This window comes from Pseudomonas sp. B21-010, assembly GCF_024749325.1.
Classification (GTDB): Bacteria; Pseudomonadota; Gammaproteobacteria; order Pseudomonadales; family Pseudomonadaceae; genus Aquipseudomonas; species Aquipseudomonas kilonensis.
In genome coordinates, this window is sequence record NZ_CP087198.1 from 463,750 (window position 1) to 482,008 (window position 18,259).

An 18,259-nucleotide genomic window follows, 5' to 3' on the forward strand; every position below is an offset into this window, starting at 1 on the left:
GTCGACATAACGATTGGATGTACCACTGCCATCGCGGGCAAGCCTTGCTCCCACATTTCAATAGGTGGTGTTCTTCATGGCCTCATATCCACTCTCAGAGCAGATGTCAGCCTTCATCGACAAAACCCTGAGCTTCACCAGCCCGGACGACAGCCTCGCCGGTTCGCGCCAGGCCTACAGCCAAATGTGCCGGGCGTTCACCCCGGCATGCCCGCCAACACTGGCCATCGAGGATTTCGAGCTGGCCGCTGTGGCTGTGCGCGCCTATCACCCACGGGGTGCCGCGCCACCCGTCGGCTGGCCGTGCATCCTCTATCTCCACGGTGGTGGCTGGGTGGTGGGGGACCTGGACTCCCATGATTTCATCTGCCTGGAGCTGGCGGCTGCCCTTGGTGCGCTGGTGGTGGCGGTGGATTATCGGCTGGCGCCAGAGCATCCGTTTCCAGCCGGGTTGGACGATTGCCTCGCCGTGTGGCGTCATCTGGCAGCCGCGCCCTTTGCCATCGACCCGCGTCGTCGGCTGGTGGTCGGTGACAGTGCCGGCGGTAATCTCGCCGCTGCGTTATGCCTGGCCTTGCGCGATGCCGGGCAAGCGTTGCCCCGGGCCCAGGTGCTGATCTATCCGGCGCTCGGTGGCCCGGCAACGCTACCCTCGCGCCACGAATGTGCCGATGCGCCGCTGTTGAGCAGCAACGATCTGGACAGCTATCACACCCTCTACCTGAACGGCGCTCAACCGTCCCCTCTCGCCATGCCGTTGCTCGCCGATCACCTGAGCGGCTTGCCGCCGGCGTTGATCGCCGTGGCGCAATGGGACCCTCTGCGCGACGATGGCATCCTTTATAGCGAGCGGCTGAACGCCGCAGGCGTGGCGTCTGTGTTGTACATGGGCGAAGGGTTGGTCCACGGTTGCCTGCGCGGTCGGGGGCAGGTGCCGGAGGTCGATCGGATGTATCGCACGCTGCTGGCGTACCTGGCTGACATGCTTTGACTGCGCAGGGGACATGCTCATTAAGGTAATTCGGGTTTATGATGCCGTACGGCAGACTAAATAGACGTCCCCACAGGGATGACTCGACCCCTTACGGAGCGCGCAATGCAGACTTTGTACCCGCAGATCAAACCCCATGCCCGGCACGATCTGGCTGTCGATGACACCCACACGCTCTATGTCGATGAAAGCGGTTCCCCGGAAGGCCTGCCGGTGGTGTTCATTCACGGCGGCCCGGGTGCTGGCTGCGATGCACAGAGCCGGCGCTACTTCGATCCGAACCTGTACCGCATCGTTACTTTCGACCAGCGCGGCTGCGGTCGGTCCACCCCCCATGCCAGCCTTGAGAACAACACCACCTGGGATCTGGTCGAAGACCTGGAGCGCATCCGCAAGCACCTGGGCATCGAGAAGTGGGTGCTGTTTGGCGGTTCCTGGGGCTCGACCCTGGCCCTGGCCTATGCCCAGACTCATCCCGAGCGCGTACACGGCCTGATCCTGCGTGGGATCTTTCTCTGCCGGCCGCAGGAAATCGAATGGTTCTACCAGGCCGGCGCCAGTCGCCTGTTCCCCGACTACTGGCAGGACTACATCGCACCGATCCCGTTGGACGAGCGCGACGACCTGCTCAGCGCTTTCCACAAGCGCCTGACCGGTAACGACCAGATCGCCCAGATGCACGCGGCCAAGGCCTGGTCCACCTGGGAAGGTCGCACCGCGACCCTGCGTCCGAACCCGCTGGTGGTCGATCGCTTCTCCGAGCCGCAGCGGGCGCTGTCGATCGCCCGGATCGAATGCCACTACTTCACCAACAACGCTTTCCTCGAACCCAACCAGTTGATTCGCGACATGGGCAAGATCGCCCATTTGCCGGGCGTCATCGTGCATGGCCGCTACGACGTCATCTGCCCGCTGGACAATGCCTGGGAGTTGCATCAGAACTGGCCCAACAGCGAACTGCAGGTGATTCGCGACGCGGGTCACGCCGCTTCGGAGCCGGGGATCACCGACGCCCTGGTTCGCGCCGCTGCGCAAATGGCCCGGCGTCTGCTCGACCTGCCGCCTGAAGAAGCATGAAGGGGCTGTTGCAACGAGTTCGCGGAGCGCGGGTCGAAGTATCAGGCGAGATCGTCGGCGCCGTGGATCAGGGCTTGCTGGTGTTGGTGGCCGTCGAGCCCGGGGATACTCGGGCCAGCGCCGACAAACTCCTGCATAAGCTGCTTAACTATCGAGTATTCAGCGACGCCGACGGCAAGATGAACCTGTCCCTGGCGGATGTCGGTGGTGGGTTGCTGCTGGTGTCGCAGTTCACCTTGGCGGCCGACACCAAAAGTGGTTTGCGCCCGGGTTTTTCGACAGCCGCACCTCCGGCCCTGGGAGAAGAGTTGTTCAACTATTTGCTCACCCAGGCAAAACAGGTGCATGGCACTGTGGCATCAGGTAGATTCGGCGCCGACATGCAGGTGCATTTGGTCAATGATGGTCCGGTAACGTTCCTGTTACAGGTCTGAAAGCGTTTGAAACATCTTTTCGGGCCTGTTTCGAGGCAAAACTGGGAGTTTTCTCGATAAATACTTTGCTACCCCTGATGCGTTGTCACGCGGGCTACTAGATAATCGCGCGCTACGGGGGATCAGCGTTCGCTGGTCCATTTGACTTAGGTAGAGACTTGTCCTGGACCGTTTGGGGAATCATTTTGTCCCATCGGAGTCGGAACAATGCTCGCCAACTTGGCAAGAGTGGTCCGCAGGAACGGTTTTTCAATGCCGTTACCGTGCAGATACTTTATCTGGCCGTTGGTTTTTTGATCAGTTTTCGGCGAGGGTTGCTCGTGATTGTTAGTCCCTGTAATGCACCAAAAATGACTGCCAAACGGTTTAGAAACGCCCTGGTAGCGGGCTCGGCCCTGCTGTGCCTGTTCGGCGCGGGCCAACTGTGGGCATTCAGCCTGGATGATGTATCGGCGAAGGCTCAAGAACTGGCTGGGCAAAAATACGAAGCCCCGCGCAGTAATCTGCCGAACGAATTCCGCGAAATGAAATTCGCTGACTATCAAAAAATCCGTTTCCGTACCGAAAAAGCCGAATGGGCCGACCAGAAGACACCGTTCAGGCTGTCCTTCTATCACCAGGGTATGCATTTCGACACGCCGGTGAAGATCAACGAAATCACCGCGACCACCGTCGAAGAGATCAAGTACGACCCGTCGCGCTTTGACTTCGACGATGTGAAATTCGATCCCAAGGCCACCGAACAGCTGGGTTACGCGGGTTTTCGCGTGTTGTACCCGATCAACAAGGCTGACAAGCAGGACGAGATCATGACCATGCTGGGCGCGAGTTATTTCCGCGTCATCGGCAAGGGCCAGACCTACGGTCTGTCCGCCCGCGGCATGGCCATCGACACTGCGTTGCCATCGGGTGAAGAATTCCCGCGCTTTCGCGAGTTCTGGATTCAACGTCCGAAGCCGACCGACAAGCACCTGGTGATCTTTGCCCTGCTGGATTCGCCACGCGCCACTGGCGCTTATCGCCTGACCTTGCGTCCGGGCACCGACACCGTGGTCGACGTGAAGTCGCGCATGTTCCTGCGTGACCGCGTGACCAAGCTGGGCGTGGCCCCATTGACCAGCATGTACCTGTTCGGCGCCAACCAACCGTCCAAAGTGCTGAACTACCGTCGCGAACTGCACGATTCCAGTGGCCTGTCGATCCATGCCGGTAACGGCGAGTGGATCTGGCGCCCGCTGAACAACCCGAAACACCTGGCCGTGAGCAACTTCTCGGTAGAAAACCCGCGTGGTTTCGGCCTGTTGCAACGGGGGCGTGACTTCAGCCATTACGAAGACCTGGACGACCGCTACGACAAGCGTCCAAGTGCCTGGATCGAACCGAAAGGCGATTGGGGCAAGGGCTCCGTCGACCTGGTAGAAATTCCGACCGCCGATGAAACCAACGACAATATCGTTGCCTTCTGGAGCCCGGAAAAGCTGCCTGAGCCAGGCCAGCCGCTGGACTTCAGCTACCGCCTGCACTGGACTCTCGACGAATCCAGCCTGCACTCGCCGGACAGCGCCTGGGTCCAGCAGACCTTGCGCTCCACCGGTGACGTGAAACAGTCCAACCTGATTCGTCAGCCGGACGGCAGCGTGGCCTACCTGGTGGACTTCGAAGGTCCGTCCCTGCAAGCCCTGCCGGAAGACGCCGATGTGCGTAGCCAGGTGAGCGTCGGCGAAAACGGCGAGATCGTCGAGAATAGCGTGCGCTACAACCCTGAAACCAAGGGCTGGCGCTTGACCCTGCGGTTGAAGATCAAGGATTCGAAACAGGCCACCGAAATGCGTGCGGCGCTGGTCCGTCCATTGACGCCTGTAGAAGCCCCGGCCACCGCGCACTCCGTGACCACGACCCTGGCCAAGGCCGACAAAGTCGCTCGCCAGCAGACCGAAAAAGAACTCGCGAGCGAAAAAGCGAAAGACGAAGCCAAGGCCGTCAAGGCGGCAGACGCCGCTGTTGAACCGACCCCAACCCAGCAGGAATCGGAACCGACTGAACAAGTCTTGACCGAGACCTGGAGCAATCAGTTGCCAGCCGATGAGTAATACTTCAGTACAGCCAGAGACGCTCAGCGAGTACCTGGCCCATTTGCCCATGACCGACGAGCAGCGCGCCGAGCTGGCGGGCTGCAAGTCCTTCAGCGAATTGCACGAACGCCTGTCGTCATCGACCTTCGACGAGCCCGCCGAGGCGGCGCAAGCCTCGGTGGGCCGCCGGCTGACCCTGAACACTGCCGAGGAGCTCGAGGACGCCGAAATGCTGGGGCTCGACGCCAGCGGCCGGGTATGCCTGAAAGCCACGCCGCCGATTCGTCGGACCAAGGTCGTGCCGGAGCCGTGGCGCACCAATATCCTGGTGCGTGGCTGGCGGCGCCTGACCGGTCGTACCAACCCGCCGAAGCCGCCCAAGGATGAGCGCGTGCTGCCACATGCACGCTGGCGTACCGTGGGCTCGACCCGTCGCTACATCCTGCTGATCTTGATGCTCGGCCAGACTATCGTCGCCGGCTGGTACATGAAAGGCATCATGCCGTACCAGGGCTGGTCGTTCGTGGACCTGGAAGAAGTCCTGCACCAACCGCTGTTGCAGACCGCCACGCAAGTACTGCCGTATGCGCTGCAAACCAGCATCCTGATTCTGTTCGGGATCCTGTTCTGCTGGGTCTCGGCGGGTTTCTGGACGGCGCTGATGGGCTTTCTCGAATTGCTCACCGGTCACGACAAGTACCGCATCTCCGGTGCCAGCGCCGGCAACGAGCCGATTCCCAAGGACGCCCGCACCGCGCTGGTGATGCCGATCTGCAACGAAGATGTGCCGCGGGTATTCGCCGGTTTGCGCGCAACCTTCGAGTCGGTGGCCGCCACCGGTGACCTGGATCGTTTCGACTTCTTCGTGCTCAGCGACAGTAACGAAACCGATATCTGCGTGGCCGAACAACAGGCCTGGCTGGACGTCTGCCGTGAAGCCGGGGGCTTCGGCAAGATCTTCTATCGTCGCCGTCGCCGTCGTGTGAAGCGCAAGAGCGGCAACCTCGACGACTTCTGCCGTCGTTGGGGCAGCGACTACAAGTACATGGTCGTGCTCGACGCCGACAGCGTCATGAGCGGTACGTGCCTGACCAGCCTGGTGCGCCTGATGGAAGCCACGCCGGACGCCGGCATCATCCAGACCGCGCCACGTGCCTCGGGCATGGACACGCTGTATGCGCGCATGCAGCAGTTCGCCACCCGGGTGTACGGTCCGCTGTTCACCGCCGGCCTGCACTTCTGGCAGTTGGGTGAATCCCACTACTGGGGCCACAACGCGATCATTCGCATGAAGCCGTTCATCGAGCACTGCGCCCTGGCGCCGCTGCCCGGTAAAGGCGCGTTCGCCGGTGCCATCCTGTCCCACGACTTCGTCGAAGCGGCGCTGATGCGCCGTGCCGGCTGGGGCGTGTGGATTGCCTATGACCTGCCGGGCAGCTACGAAGAACTGCCGCCGAACCTGCTGGACGAACTCAAGCGTGACCGTCGCTGGTGCCACGGCAACCTGATGAACTTCCGGCTGTTCCTGGTCAAGGGCATGCACCCGGTGCACCGTGCGGTGTTCCTGACCGGCGTGATGTCCTACCTGTCGGCGCCGCTGTGGTTCTTCTTCCTGGTGCTGTCCACTGCGTTGTTGGCGGTGAACACGCTGATGGAGCCGCAGTACTTCCTTGAACCGCGTCAGCTCTATCCGTTGTGGCCACAATGGCACCCGGAAAAAGCCATCGCCCTGTTCTCGACCACCATCGTGCTGCTTTTCCTGCCCAAGTTGCTGAGTATCGTGCTGATCTGGGCCAAGGGTGCGAAGGAGTTCGGTGGCAAGTTCAAGGTGACGCTGTCGATGCTCCTGGAGATGCTGTTCTCCATGCTGCTGGCGCCGGTGCGGATGATTTTCCACACCCGTTTCGTGCTCGCCGCATTCCTGGGCTGGGCTGCAACCTGGAACTCGCCACAACGTGACGACGACTCCACGCCATGGAGCGAAGCGGTCAAGCGCCACGGCCCGCAAACCTTGCTGGGCTTCTTCTGGGCCTTGCTGGTGATCTGGCTGAACCCGAGCTTCCTGTGGTGGCTGGTGCCGATTGTCGGTTCGTTGATGCTGTCGATTCCGGTATCGGTGATTTCCAGCCGCGTGGGCCTGGGCTTGAAGTCCCGTGATGAAAGCCTGTTCCTGATCCCTGAGGAATACGCTCCGCCACAGGAACTGCTGTCGACGGACCAGTACACCCATGAAAACCGTTGGCATGCGCTCAAAGACGGTTTCATCCGGGCGGTGGTCGATCCGCAACAGAACGCCTTGGCGTATGCGTTGGCAACCTCGCGTCACGGCAAGGCCGAGCCGATCGAATGGCTGCGGGTCGAACGTGTTCGTCACGCCTTGAAGGCCGGCCCGGCCGGTCTCAGCAACGCCGAGCGACTGGCTCTGCTGAGCGACCCGGTGGCCTTGTCCCGCCTGCATGAGCAGGTCTGGAGCGAGGGTCATCCCGAGTGGCTGGCGGCGTGGCGCGAATCGATCAACGCTGATCCTCATGCACCGTTGTTACCGCTTCAGCCGTTGAGCGCACAGCCTCAAGTGGCCTGATACGCAAAAAGCCCCGCTTCTGAAAGGAAGCGGGGCTTTTTGTTAAGCGTACTTTCTATCTGCGGATCGCCTTTGTGGCGAGGGAGCTTGCTCCCGCTGGATGGCGCAGCCGCCCCCGATTTTGTGGTGCGGTCAGTGTTGTGGATTGATGGTATCCAACATCCGGTTTGCCAATAACCTACTCAGTTCGATCAGTTGCTGAATGCCGAAGGCAACATGGCGTCGCGAGCCTTTCAGGTCGAACGCAAGGTCGCTGACCATGGCATCGGCTGAGGCCAGGTTTTCGCTGAGGTTGGCCAACAGGCTTTCAGTGTCGATACCGTCGACGACGGTGAAGAGCTGGCCCGGCGGCTGTTTTTCTTCGGGTTTGGGTTGTTTGGGCTTCAGGTAGTAATCGAGTGCGCGGTCGGTGGCTTCCTGGAGTTTCTTGGGGTCGGTTTCTGGTTCTGGTGGGTTGGGTGTGACCTTGTGCATGGTTGACGCTCCTAGGGTAATGGAGCCGCCAGATATCGCTGCTAAACGAGAAGGGTGGCGACTGTACGCGGGTTAGCAGACCGGGACCCTAGAACCCGGCAGACCCGAAGGTCTCCCACGCACAACCGCCATGACATAGATGTGCAGGCGCTGAAGCCTGCTCACGAATGTGGAGAGCGTACGTCTAGGATTGTCCAGGCTGCTAAACCCGATCGCTGAACTGACAGCGACCTGCAAACGTTAGAGCCCAGGGCCAAGGCGCACAAGCCGGCGGATTCTGGCGTAGTTGTAGGCAATGGCGCAAGGCTGTGTAGCCTTGGGATGACGGATTGTGGGAGGCAGGTATTTTTGTATGTATATCCGTTATTTAGGTGACGGCTACTTAGGGTTTCGCCCTGACGGCGAGTCACTTTCGAAAAGCGCGAAAGTAACCAAAGCGCTTCTGCCCCACCACTCGGCACCTCGCTTAGGCTCGGTGTGCCCTCACTCCGGCATTGCTCCGTGGGCCCGCCGCGAAGGGCCATCCATGGCCCAGCGCGGCTATCCCGGCATCCATGCCGGGATGCCCACTCCACAATGCCTGCGTTCGGCCATCGTGGTTAACGGGGCGCCGAGATCAACGTCCACCACGAGGCGGCCTAGTAGCCGACCTGGCTCTCCCGGTCATACACCCGTCAGATCTGTTTGAGCAGGACCTGTGGGAGCAAAGCTTGCTCGCGAGGCGGCCTGACAGCCGACCTGGCTCTCCCTGTCGTACTCCGATCCCATTGTGGGAGCGAGCCTGCTCGCGAAGGCGGCGGCACATTCAGCATTAGTGCAAGCAGACCCACCGCCATCGCGAGCAAGCTCGCTCCCACAGGGGGCCTGTGTTGGGTATAAATTTTGTGTCCGCTGAAGATTGAATGTGGGAGCGAGCTTGCTCGCGATAGCGGTGGTTCAGTCACATGGATGTTGCGCTTGCCGACCTCTTCGCGAGCAGGCTCGCTCCCACAGGAGAAACGCGGTCCGACCAAGAACCAGGTCGGCTACCAGGCCGCCTCGTGGTGGACGTTGATCTCGGGCGCCCCGTTAACCACGATGGCCGAACGCAGGCATTGCGCAGTGGGCAACCCGGCATGGATGCCGGGTTAGCCGCGCTGGGCCATGGATGGCCCTTCGCGGCGGCCCACGGAGCAATGCCGGAGTGAGGGCATGCCGAGCCTAGGCGAGGCACCAAGTGGTGGGGCAGAAGCGTTTTGCTTACTTTTGCGCTTCTCAAAAGTGAGCCGCCGTCAGGGCGGAACCCTAAGTAGCCGTTACCTAAATAACGGATATACACACAAAACCTAGATTAAACCCGAAACCGCCCCACCAACGTCTGCAAATGCCCCCCCAACCGCGCCAACTCAGCGCTCGAAGCGGCAGTCTCCTCACTGGACGACGCCGTCTGCTCCGACACATCACGCACATTCAGCACACTACGATTAATCTCCTCGGCCACCGCACTCTGCTGTTCAGCCGCCGCGGCGATCTGCTGGTTCATCGCCTGGATCGCCGAGACGGTACGGGTGATGTTTTCCAGCGACCCACCGGCACGGCGGGTCAGCTCGACGCTGCTGTCGGTCAGGTTGCGGCTGTTGTCCAGGGTCGCCGCGACCTGCTCAGTGCCTGATTGCAGCCCAAGGATCAGCTCTTCGATTTCTTCGGTGGACTTCTGGGTACGCTGGGCCAGGCTGCGAACCTCGTCGGCGACCACCGCAAACCCACGCCCGGCTTCACCGGCCCGGGCTGCCTCGATGGCGGCGTTGAGGGCCAGCAGGTTGGTTTGCTGGGCGACGGACTTGATCACATCCAGCACGCTGCCGATCTTGTCGCTTTCTCGCTTCAGCTCGCCCATGGCGGTAGTGGAATTACCCACTTCGAGTGCCAGGCGCTCGATCTGGGCAATCGCTTCGCCGACGACTTTATCGCCTTCGCGTGCCTGGGCATCGGCGGCGGCGGCCGCTTCGGAGGCCTCTTCGGCATTGCTGGCCACTTCCTGCACTGTGGCGGTCATTTCGTGCATGGCGGTGGCGACCTGGTCGGTTTCCACTTTCTGGCTGTTGACTCCGGCGCTGGTCTGTTCGGTAACGGCCGACAGTTGTTCGGCGGCGCTGGCGATTTGCGTGACGCCTTCGCTGATGCCGCCGATCAATTGCCGCAGGCCCACGGTCATGTTCTGCATGGCGCGCTGTAACTGGCCCAGTTCGTCGCGGCGCTCGGAAGTGAGGTTGTGGGTCAGGTCGCCGGCAGCCACGCGTTCGGCGATCTTGAGGGTCTGGCCCAGAGGGCCAACGATCTGCCGGGTGATGACCAGGGCGGCGATGACACCGAACAACAGAGCCAGTACGGCAGCCGAGACCAGGAAGGTCTTGGCCTCGGCGGCATCATGGTCGCGCACGGCGGTCTGGGAGACGGTCAGCTTTTGGCTGGCGTCGATCAATACGTCACCTTGATCTGCCATGCGCTTGAGTGCCGCGGCGTTGTCGATCTGAGAGTCGCGGAACTGGCTGACGGCTGTGCGATAGGCATTGATCGAGTCGCTGGCCTGTTGCAGGTTGGCGGCATGTTCTTCGGGCAATTGCTCTGGCAAGCGTGCGAGCAGTTTGAGGACATTGTCGACGGCCTCGAGGGCTGGTTGCTGGGCCTCGCTCTTGCCGCTGTAGGTGTAGCCGCGAACTTGATAGCGCGCTTGCTGGACTGCCTTGCTCAGGGTCACAACACTGTTGAACTGGGCAACGCTGTCGCCTTGCAGCAATGACTTCTCTACTTCAGCGACGCGAGCCACGGCATTGTCTGCACTGGCGCCGAGCTTGCTGCGGGCATCTTCTCGGCTGGCGGTAGCGCGGGTCATCTCGGCGAAGGCTTTTTTGTACTCGGCCACGGCGGCCAATTGTTTATCGATCAGTGCGACATCGGCCGGTTGCTCGATCAGTTGGCGGGCGGTTTTCAGCCCGGCGTCGAGTTTGCCAATCAGGTCGTTGACTTGCTGGGGGCCGTTCTCGCCCCGCGAGGTGTCGTAGTTCATGCGTGCCAGGCGCAAGTCCTTGGTCAAATCGTTCAGGCTGGCAATGAACCCCAGCTTGTCGCCACGGCTGATGACGTTACCCAGGCCGGTCCAGCCCGTGAAGGCGATTATCACGGTCAGGAACAGCACCAGGCCGAAGCCGAAACCGAGTTTGCGATTAACGCCTACATTACCTAGCCATCGGAACATGCTGTTACTCCCTGCAGCGCTGAGTTTATGTGCTGGGAGCTATATCGACCGGTTGGAAGGGATCTGTAGAGAATAGATGTCACAGTAGTGGCCGCTTCGCGCCCCAGCGCGAGCAATCCCTGGCCACGGGTTTTATACCTGCCCTCTGGTTAGACCTTGAAGCGACCTACCAGCGTCTGCAAATGAACCCCCAACCGCGCCAGTTCGGCGCTGGAGGCGGCGGTTTCTTCGCTGGAGGAAGCGGTTTGTTCGGAGACATCGCGAACGTTCACGACGCTGCGGTTGATCTCTTCGGCCACGGCGCTCTGCTGCTCGGCGGCGGCGGCGATCTGTTGGTTCATCGACTGGATCGCCGAGACCGTGCGGGTGATGTTTTCCAGTGAGCCACCGGCACGGCGGGTCAGTTCGACGCTGCTGTCGGTCAGGTTGCGGCTGTTGTCCAGGGTGGTCGCGACCTGTTCGGTGCCCGACTGCAGACCAAGGATCAGTTCTTCGATTTCTTCGGTGGACTTCTGGGTGCGCTGGGCCAGGCTGCGCACCTCGTCGGCCACCACCGCGAAACCACGTCCGGCTTCACCGGCCCGGGCCGCTTCGATGGCGGCGTTGAGGGCCAGCAGGTTGGTTTGCTGGGCGACAGACTTGATCACGTCCAGCACGCTGCCGATCTTGTCACTCTCGCGCTTGAGATGGCCCATGGCTTCGGTGGAATTGCCCACTTCCTTGGACAGGCGTTCGATCTGGGCGATGGCTTCGCCGACCACTTTTTCGCCTTCGCGAGCTTGCTGGTCAGCGGCTACTGCCGCTTCGGAGGCTTCCTCGGCATTGCGCGCCACTTCCTGCACGGTGGCGGTCATTTCATGCATGGCGGTGGCAACCTGGTCGGTTTCCACTTTCTGGCTGTTGACCCCGGCGCTGGTCTGCTCGGTAACGGCCGAGAGCTGTTCGGCGGCGCTGGCGATTTGCGTGACGCCGTCGCTGATACCCCCGATCAGTTGCCGCAGGCTGATGACCATTCGCTGCAGGCTGCCTTGTAGTTGACCCATGTCGTCGCGGCGAGTGACCACCAGGTTATGGCTCAAGTCGCCGGAGGCGACACGTTCGACGGCCACCAGGGTCTGTTGCAGTGGCGCGACGATCTGCCGGGTAATGATCCATGCGGCCAGCAGGCCAAACGCTAATGCCAGGATGGTGACGATGATCAGCGTTTCTTTCGCTTGAGCCGTTTCCTGGTCGCGTTTCTCGATCTGCGAAGTCGTCAATTGATTATCCAGGCCGTTCAAGCGGGTGTCTTGGTCGGCCATTTTCTTGAGGGCCGAGGCGCTGGCGACCTGTGAGTCGCGGAACTGGCTGACGGCAGCGCGATAAGCCTTCATCGATTCAGAGGCTTGTTGCAGGTTGGTGGCGTGTTCCGGCAGTTTGCCCGTCAGGCTTTCAAGGTTTTTCAACACGCTATCGATGGCATCCAGCGCCGGTTGCTCGGCATCGGCCTTGCCGCTGTAGGTGTAGCCGCGAACTTGGTAGCGGGCTTGCTGGAGCAGTTTGCTCAGCTCAACCACACTGTCGAATTGCGCCACACTGTCGCCTTGGCGCAAGGCATTTTCGACCTCTTTCACCTTGGCTACGGCATTGTCGGCGTTGGCGCCAAGTTTGGATCGGGCCGATTCGCGGTTCTGCGTCGCCTGGGTCAGGTCGGCAAAGGCGCGTTTGTACTCATCGAGGATAGCCAGCTGCTGATTGAGCAACTCCTGGTCTGCCGGACGTACAAACCGTTTGAGGGCCGCTTGTACGTTTTCTTGAAGCTTGCCCACGAATTCATTGACCGCTGTTGGCCCTTGTTCGCCGCGCCGCATCTCATAGTCGAGACTGGCGATTCGCAAATCCTTGGCCAACTCATTGAGGCTGGCGATGGACGCCTGTTTATCTGCGCGGCTGATCACGCTGCTCAGGCTGTTCCAGCCCGCGAACGTGCTCAGGACGGTCATGAGCAGCACCAGGCCAAAACCGAAACCCAGTTTGCGATTGACACTTACGTTTCCCAGCTTTTCGGTTAGCCAACTGAACATGCTGATACTCCTGGAGCCTTTTATTAGGTCTTATGAAAAGAGTATCGACCATGTGATGGGGATCTGTAGAAAATAGATGCGCTGGGATTTTTTGTGGCGAGGAAGCTTGCTCCCGCTGGGTGCGTCTTGTAGGAGCTGTGTAGGAGCTGTGTAGGAGCTGTCGAGTGCAACGAGGCTGCGATCTTTCCCCAGGCACTTGAATCTCGAGCGAAAGATCAAGATCAAAAGATCGTCCGAACGCGGCCCGAGCCTTCGCCAGCTCCTACAGAGCCTAGCGGGAGCAAGCTCCCTCGCCACAGGTTTTATGCCTGCCCTTTTGATCAGACTTTGAAGCGTCCCACCAGTGTCTGCAAATGCCCCCCAGCCGGGCCAGTTCGGCGCTGGAGGCGGCGGTTTCCTCACTGGAGGAGGCGGTTTGTTCGGAGACATCGCGAACATTCACGACGCTGCGGTTGATCTCTTCGGCCACGGCGCTCTGCTGCTCGGCCGCAGCGGCGATCTGCTGGTTCATCGACTGGATCGCCGAGACCGTGCGGGTGATGTTTTCCAGTGAGCCACCGGCACGGCGGGTCAGTTCGACGCTGCTGTCGGTCAGGTTGCGGCTGTTGTCCAGGGTGGTGGCGACCTGTTCGGTGCCCGATTGCAGGTTGCCGATCAGTGCTTCGATTTCTTCGGTGGATTTCTGGGTACGCTGGGCCAGGCCACGAACCTCGTCGGCCACGACGGCGAAACCACGCCCGGCTTCACCGGCCCGGGCTGCCTCGATGGCCGCGTTGAGGGCCAGCAGGTTGGTTTGCTGGGCCACGGACTTGATCACGTCCAGCACGCTGCCGATCTTGTCACTCTCGCGCTTGAGATGACCCATGGCTTCGGTGGAATTGCCCATTTCCTTGGACAGGCGTTCGATCTGGGCGATGGCTTCACCCACGACTTTTTCGCCTTCGCGAGCCTGCTGGTCGGCGGCGACCGTCGCTTCGCAGGCCTCCTCGGCATTACGTGCCACTTCCTGCACCGTGGCGGTCATTTCGTGCATGGCGGTGGCGACCTGGTCGGTTTCCTCTTTCTGTTTGTTGACCCCGGCGCTGGTCTGCTCGGTGACGGCCGAGAGCTGTTCAGCGGCACTGGCGATTTGCGTGACACTGTCGCTGATGCCGCCGATCAATTGCCGCAGGCCCACGGTCATGCTTTGCATGGCGCGCTGTAGCTGGCCCAATTCGTCGCGGCGCTCGGAGGTGAGGTTGTGGGTCAAGTCGCCAGCGGCCACGTATTCGGCAACCTTGAGAGTCTGGTCCAGCGGGTCGACGATCTGCCGGGTGATCGCCAGGGCCGCGATCAAGCCGAGCAGAAGGGCCAGTGCGGCGGCCAATCCCAGGATAGTCTCGGCCTGGGCAGCTTCCTGATTGCGCACGGTCGTCTGGGACACTGTGAGATTTCTGCTGGCCTCGCGTAGCACGACCCCCAGGTCGGACATGCGCTTGATGGCTGCAGCGTTTGCGGTCTGGGCGTCACGGAACTGGCTGACGGTTGCACGATAGGTCTTGAACGATTCGCCGGCCTGGTGCAGCTTGGCGGCGTGTTCTTCTGGCAGTTGGGCCGCAATCCTGTCGAGAATTTTCAAAGCGTTATCGATGGCATCCTGCGCGGGTTGCTCGGCGTCGGCCTGGCCACTGTAGGTGTAGCCGCGAACCTGATAACGGGCCTGCTGGATGGCCTTGCCCAAGGTCACCACACTGTTGAATTGTGTCACGCTATCGCCTTGCAATAGGGCGTTTTCAATGTCGGAGACACGGGTCACGGCGTTATCGGCGCTGGCGCCCAATTTGCTGCGGGCATCCTCACGACTGGCGGTGGCGCGGATCAAATCGGCGACGGCAGTCCTGTACTCGGCGACGGCCGCCAGTTGCTTGTCGATGATCGCCACGTCGGCCGGTTGCTCGATCGATTGGCGCGCGGTCCGTAGCCCGGGCTCCAATTTACCGAGGAGATCGTTGAGGTCACCTGGGCCTTTTTCGCCGCGGGTCGCGTCGTAATCCATGCGCGCGGAACGCAGGTCCTTGGTCACGTCATTCAGGCTGGCGATGAGCCCCAGCGTGTCGCCGTGGGCAATCACCTTACGCAGGCCGGTCCAGCCGGTGAAGGCGATCATTACTGTCAAGAAGAGTACCAGCCCGAAACCAAAGCCGAGTTTGCGATTGACGCCTACGTTACCTAGCCATCGGAACATGCTGATACTCCCTTGAAGGGCGGAACTGCCTTTCATAGTAGCTGTATCGACAGATTGTGGGAGGAACTGGAGAAATGAGCTAAATGAGCTTGGAACGCGGTGGCAAGCGACAGAGGATCAGAACAGTCGTGCGAGCAGCGCTGTAACCGCGGTCTCGACCCGCAGGATCCGCTCGCCCAGTTGCACCGGTTGCAGGCCGGCCTTGGCCAACAGGTCGATCTCGTAGGGAATCCAGCCGCCTTCCGGACCAATGGCCAGTGTCACCGGTTCTGTCAGCGCACGAGGGCAGGGCGGGTAGTTGCCGGGGTGACCGACCAGGCCCAAGGTGCCGTCGGTCATGGCCGGCAGGCGGTCTTCGACGAAGGGCTTGAAGCGTTTTTCGATGATGATGTCCGGCAGCACGCTGTCCCGGGCTTGTTCCAGGCCCAGGATCAGTTGCTCGCGGATGGCCTCGGGCTCGAGGAACGGCGTCTGCCAAAAGCTCTTTTCCACGCGATAACTGTTGACCAGCACCACGCGCGGCACGCCCATGGTGGCGACGGTCTGGAACACCCGCCGAAGCATTTTCGGACGCGGCAGGGCCAGCACCAGGGTCAGCGGCAACTTGGCCGGTGGAGGCTGGTCGAGGGTCACTTGCAGTTCGGCCTCGCGGGCTTCCAGGCGCAGCACCTGGGCGGTGCCCATCAGCCCGCCGATGCGCCCGACGCGCAGGCTGTCACCGACGGCGCTGCGATGGACTTCCTGCATGTGGGTCAACCGGCGATCGCTCAGGATCACGCGGTCGGGCCCGATGAAGTCGGCCTCTTCGAGCAGCAGCAGGTTCACGCTTGGGTCGCTGGCGGCTGGTCGTTGTGGTCATCGACCGGTTGTTCCTCGGGCTCTTCTTCCCGACGCTTGCGCACCAGGCCACCGAACAGGATGCCGATCTCGAACAGCAGCCACATAGGCACCGCGAGCAGGGTCTGGGAGAAGATGTCCGGCGGGGTCAGGATCATGCCGACCACGAAGCAGCCGATGACCACGTAGGGGCGGATTTTCTTCAAATAGGCCACGTCGACCACGCCAATCCACACCAGCAGCACCACGGCCACCGGGATTTCGAACGCCACGCCGAAGGCGAAGAACAGCGTCATGACGAAATCCAGGTAGCTGCTGATGTCGGTCATCATTTCCACGCCCGCCGGGGTGGCGGCGGCGAAGAACTTGAAGATCAGCGGGAACACCAGGTAATAGGCGAAGGCCATGCCGGTGTAGAACAGCAGGATGCTGGACACCAGCAGCGGCACGGCGATGCGTTTTTCATGCTTGTACAGGCCCGGCGCAATGAAGCCCCAGATCTGGTGCAGGATCACCGGGATCGCCAGGAACAGCGAGACCATCATCGTCAGCTTCAGCGGCGTCAGGAACGGCGACGACACGTCGGTGGCGATCATTGTCGCCCCTACCGGCAGGTACTGGCGCAGCGGCGTGGAGACGAAGGTGTAGATCTGCTGGGTGAAGGAAAACAGCCCGGCGAAGATGATGAAAACCGCCGCGACGCAACGCAGCAGGCGGGTGCGCAACTCGGTGAGGTGCGATACCAGCGGCATCGGCTGGTCGTTTTCAGGGATATCGCTCATGGGGCTCGCGGCGGCAAAGTAGGGTCGTTAGGCGCAGGGACAGCAGGAGGTGCTGTATCCGCTGCCGTCGGTGTCACTGGCGCCGGTTCAGCCACCGGCCCCGCACCATCCACCGGCGCCTGGGGCGCAATCGTCGGTTCGGCCACGGGCTGAACCGGCGTCGGTTCCTGTTGGGTTGGCGTGAAGATTTTCCGCGCTTCCTGCTCCAGGGACAGAATATGTTCGTTGTGAAGTTGCCGACGGATGTCGTCGGCACCGATTTCACGTTCAACTTCCTGTTTGATCGCATTGAAGCTGCGCTTCAGGCGGCCGATCCACAGACCGGCGGTGCGCGCAGCACCCGGCAGGCGCTCGGGGCCCAGCACCAGCAGGGCGACGAGGCCGACGAGCAGCAGTTCAGTGAAGCTGATCCCAAACATTAGTCAGTGCTCACGAGTCTTTGCGGACGGGCTCTTCGACTTTCTGTGCCTGCACGTCGATGGTGTGCGGTGCATTTACAGGCTGGCTGGCCTGGGGGTGTACCGGTTGGGTCGGCTGCGCCGGTTGGCCAGCCGCCGCCGACGGGTCGGCCGGTTTTTCGTCGTCGTTCATGGCCTTGCGAAAGCCCTTGATCGACTCGCCGACATCGGTGCCGAGGTTTTTCAGTTTCTTGGTACCGAACACCAGCACCACGACGACCAGGATGACGATCCAGTGTTTCCAGTCAAAAATACCCATGGAGCTATTCCTCTCAAAAGTTGATCAGGCGGACGGGCGCGAGGCTTTCTCGACGTGCCCGGACAGACCGAAGCGACGGTCCAGTTCATCCAGTACGGCCTGCGGATGCTGCCCCAGTTGGGCCAGCATGACCAGGCTGTGGAACCACAGGTCGGCGGTCTCATAGATCACGTCGCTGCAATCGCCACTGATGGCGGCGTCCTTGGCGGCGATGATGGTCTCGACCGACTCTTCGCCGACTTTCTCCAGAATCTTGTTCAAGCCCTTGTGGTACAGGCTGGCGACATAGGAACTGTCGGCCGCGGCGCCCTTGCGCTCTTCCAGCACCTGGGCCAGGCGGGTCAGGGTGTCACTCATGGGTATGTCCTGAATAAATGGCGTGCGGGTCCTTGAGCACCGGGTCGACGGTTTTCCAGTCGCCGTTCTCGAAGACGCGATAGAAGCAGCTTTGACGGCCGGTGTGGCAGGCAATCTCACCGACTTGCTCGACCATCAGGATGATGACGTCGCCGTCGCAGTCCAGGCGCATCTCATGCAGGTGCTGCACGTGCCCGGACTCTTCACCTTTGCGCCACAGCTTGCCGCGGGAACGTGACCAATAGATGGCACGGTTCTCGGCGGCGGTCAGGGCCAGCGCTTCGCGGTTCATCCAGGCCATCATCAATACGCGCCCGGTCTTGTGGTCCTGGGCGATGGCCGGCACCAGGCCGTCAGCGTCCCATTTGATCTCGTCCTGCCAGTTTTTCATCTTTGACTCCGACCATGGACCGCG

15 protein-coding genes and 2 pseudogenes are annotated in these 18,259 nt (G+C 61.3%); 5 read left to right on the forward strand and 12 right to left on the reverse strand.

The genetic code is table 11. From position 1 onward, the window contains the following. Nucleotides 1-76: 76 nt before the first annotated feature. The 5 genes from LOY50_RS02045 to mdoH all read left to right on the forward strand — a co-directional run bounded on the left by LOY50_RS02045 (nucleotide 77) and on the right by mdoH (nucleotide 7,155). Nucleotides 77-991 (forward strand): alpha/beta hydrolase, encoded by a 915-nt coding sequence (locus tag LOY50_RS02045; protein WP_258690216.1) that lies wholly within the window; start codon nucleotides 77-79, stop codon nucleotides 989-991. 105 nt (nucleotides 992-1,096) lie between these two features. Continuing rightward, the gene (gene pip / locus LOY50_RS02050) at nucleotides 1,097-2,068 is read left to right on the forward strand and encodes a prolyl aminopeptidase (RefSeq protein WP_003196909.1); all 972 of its coding nucleotides are present in this window, start codon (nucleotides 1,097-1,099) and stop codon (nucleotides 2,066-2,068) included. After that, nucleotides 2,065-2,502: a D-aminoacyl-tRNA deacylase gene (gene dtd / locus LOY50_RS02055; protein WP_253471056.1), complete on the forward strand. Its 438-nt coding sequence runs from the start codon at nucleotides 2,065-2,067 to the stop codon at nucleotides 2,500-2,502. Before pip ends, dtd begins: the two co-directional genes overlap by 4 nt. A gap of 350 nt (nucleotides 2,503-2,852) precedes the next feature. Beyond that, on the forward strand, nucleotides 2,853-4,592 hold the full coding sequence (locus LOY50_RS02060; protein WP_301300303.1) for a glucan biosynthesis protein G: 1,740 nt from the start codon (nucleotides 2,853-2,855) through the stop codon (nucleotides 4,590-4,592). Further along, nucleotides 4,585-7,155 (forward strand): glucans biosynthesis glucosyltransferase MdoH, encoded by a 2,571-nt coding sequence (mdoH, locus tag LOY50_RS02065; RefSeq protein ID WP_253471058.1) that lies wholly within the window; start codon nucleotides 4,585-4,587, stop codon nucleotides 7,153-7,155. The genes LOY50_RS02060 and mdoH overlap by 8 nt, the downstream gene beginning before the upstream one ends. A 132-nt stretch (nucleotides 7,156-7,287) precedes the next feature. Here mdoH and LOY50_RS02070 read toward each other — a convergent pair whose 3' ends face one another. From LOY50_RS02070 to hisI, 12 genes and pseudogenes are all read right to left on the reverse strand, one after another. Continuing rightward, a complete protein-coding gene (locus LOY50_RS02070; RefSeq protein WP_214510918.1) occupies nucleotides 7,288-7,629 on the reverse strand; it encodes a DUF6124 family protein in 342 nt (113 codons plus the stop codon). Nucleotides 7,630-8,959: 1,330 nt separating this feature from the next. Further along, nucleotides 8,960-9,832 (reverse strand): methyl-accepting chemotaxis protein, encoded by an 873-nt coding sequence (locus tag LOY50_RS29005; protein ID WP_408980852.1) that lies wholly within the window; start codon nucleotides 9,830-9,832, stop codon nucleotides 8,960-8,962. Then, nucleotides 9,818-10,864 (reverse strand): annotated as a pseudogene (locus LOY50_RS29010) (methyl-accepting chemotaxis protein); the annotation flags it as partial. The pseudogene LOY50_RS29010 and the gene LOY50_RS29005, both read right to left, overlap by 15 nt. Before the next feature lie 149 nt (nucleotides 10,865-11,013). Continuing rightward, the gene (locus LOY50_RS29015; protein ID WP_371916714.1) at nucleotides 11,014-11,907 is read right to left on the reverse strand and encodes a methyl-accepting chemotaxis protein; all 894 of its coding nucleotides are present in this window, start codon (nucleotides 11,905-11,907) and stop codon (nucleotides 11,014-11,016) included. Between the two features lie 9 nt (nucleotides 11,908-11,916). After that, nucleotides 11,917-12,927 (reverse strand): annotated as a pseudogene (locus LOY50_RS29020) (methyl-accepting chemotaxis protein); the annotation flags it as partial. A 271-nt stretch (nucleotides 12,928-13,198) separates the two neighbouring features. After that, a complete protein-coding gene (locus LOY50_RS02085) occupies nucleotides 13,199-15,187 on the reverse strand; it encodes a methyl-accepting chemotaxis protein (RefSeq protein ID WP_408980832.1) in 1,989 nt (662 codons plus the stop codon). A gap of 81 nt (nucleotides 15,188-15,268) precedes the next feature. Then, on the reverse strand, nucleotides 15,269-15,976 hold the full coding sequence (locus tag LOY50_RS02090) for a 16S rRNA (uracil(1498)-N(3))-methyltransferase (RefSeq protein ID WP_258690218.1): 708 nt from the start codon (nucleotides 15,974-15,976) through the stop codon (nucleotides 15,269-15,271). After that, the gene (gene tatC / locus LOY50_RS02095; RefSeq protein ID WP_253471069.1) at nucleotides 15,973-16,770 is read right to left on the reverse strand and encodes a twin-arginine translocase subunit TatC; all 798 of its coding nucleotides are present in this window, start codon (nucleotides 16,768-16,770) and stop codon (nucleotides 15,973-15,975) included. The genes LOY50_RS02090 and tatC overlap by 4 nt, the downstream gene beginning before the upstream one ends. Further along, nucleotides 16,767-17,189, reverse strand: coding sequence for a Sec-independent protein translocase protein TatB (tatB, locus tag LOY50_RS02100; protein ID WP_253471071.1), 423 nt, complete (start codon nucleotides 17,187-17,189; stop codon nucleotides 16,767-16,769). The genes tatC and tatB overlap by 4 nt, the downstream gene beginning before the upstream one ends. Nucleotides 17,190-17,199: 10 nt before the next feature. Next, complete coding sequence (locus LOY50_RS02105) at nucleotides 17,200-17,487, reverse strand: twin-arginine translocase TatA/TatE family subunit (RefSeq protein ID WP_072344995.1); 288 nt, start codon at nucleotides 17,485-17,487, stop codon at nucleotides 17,200-17,202. A 24-nt stretch (nucleotides 17,488-17,511) separates the two neighbouring features. Further along, nucleotides 17,512-17,844 carry a phosphoribosyl-ATP diphosphatase gene (locus tag LOY50_RS02110; RefSeq protein WP_003186671.1) on the reverse strand — a complete coding sequence of 111 codons (333 nt, stop codon included), beginning with the start codon at nucleotides 17,842-17,844 and terminating at the stop codon, nucleotides 17,512-17,514. Continuing rightward, complete coding sequence (gene hisI, locus LOY50_RS02115; protein ID WP_003196931.1) at nucleotides 17,837-18,235, reverse strand: phosphoribosyl-AMP cyclohydrolase; 399 nt, start codon at nucleotides 18,233-18,235, stop codon at nucleotides 17,837-17,839. Before hisI ends, LOY50_RS02110 begins: the two co-directional genes overlap by 8 nt. Nucleotides 18,236-18,259 lie beyond the last annotated feature (24 nt).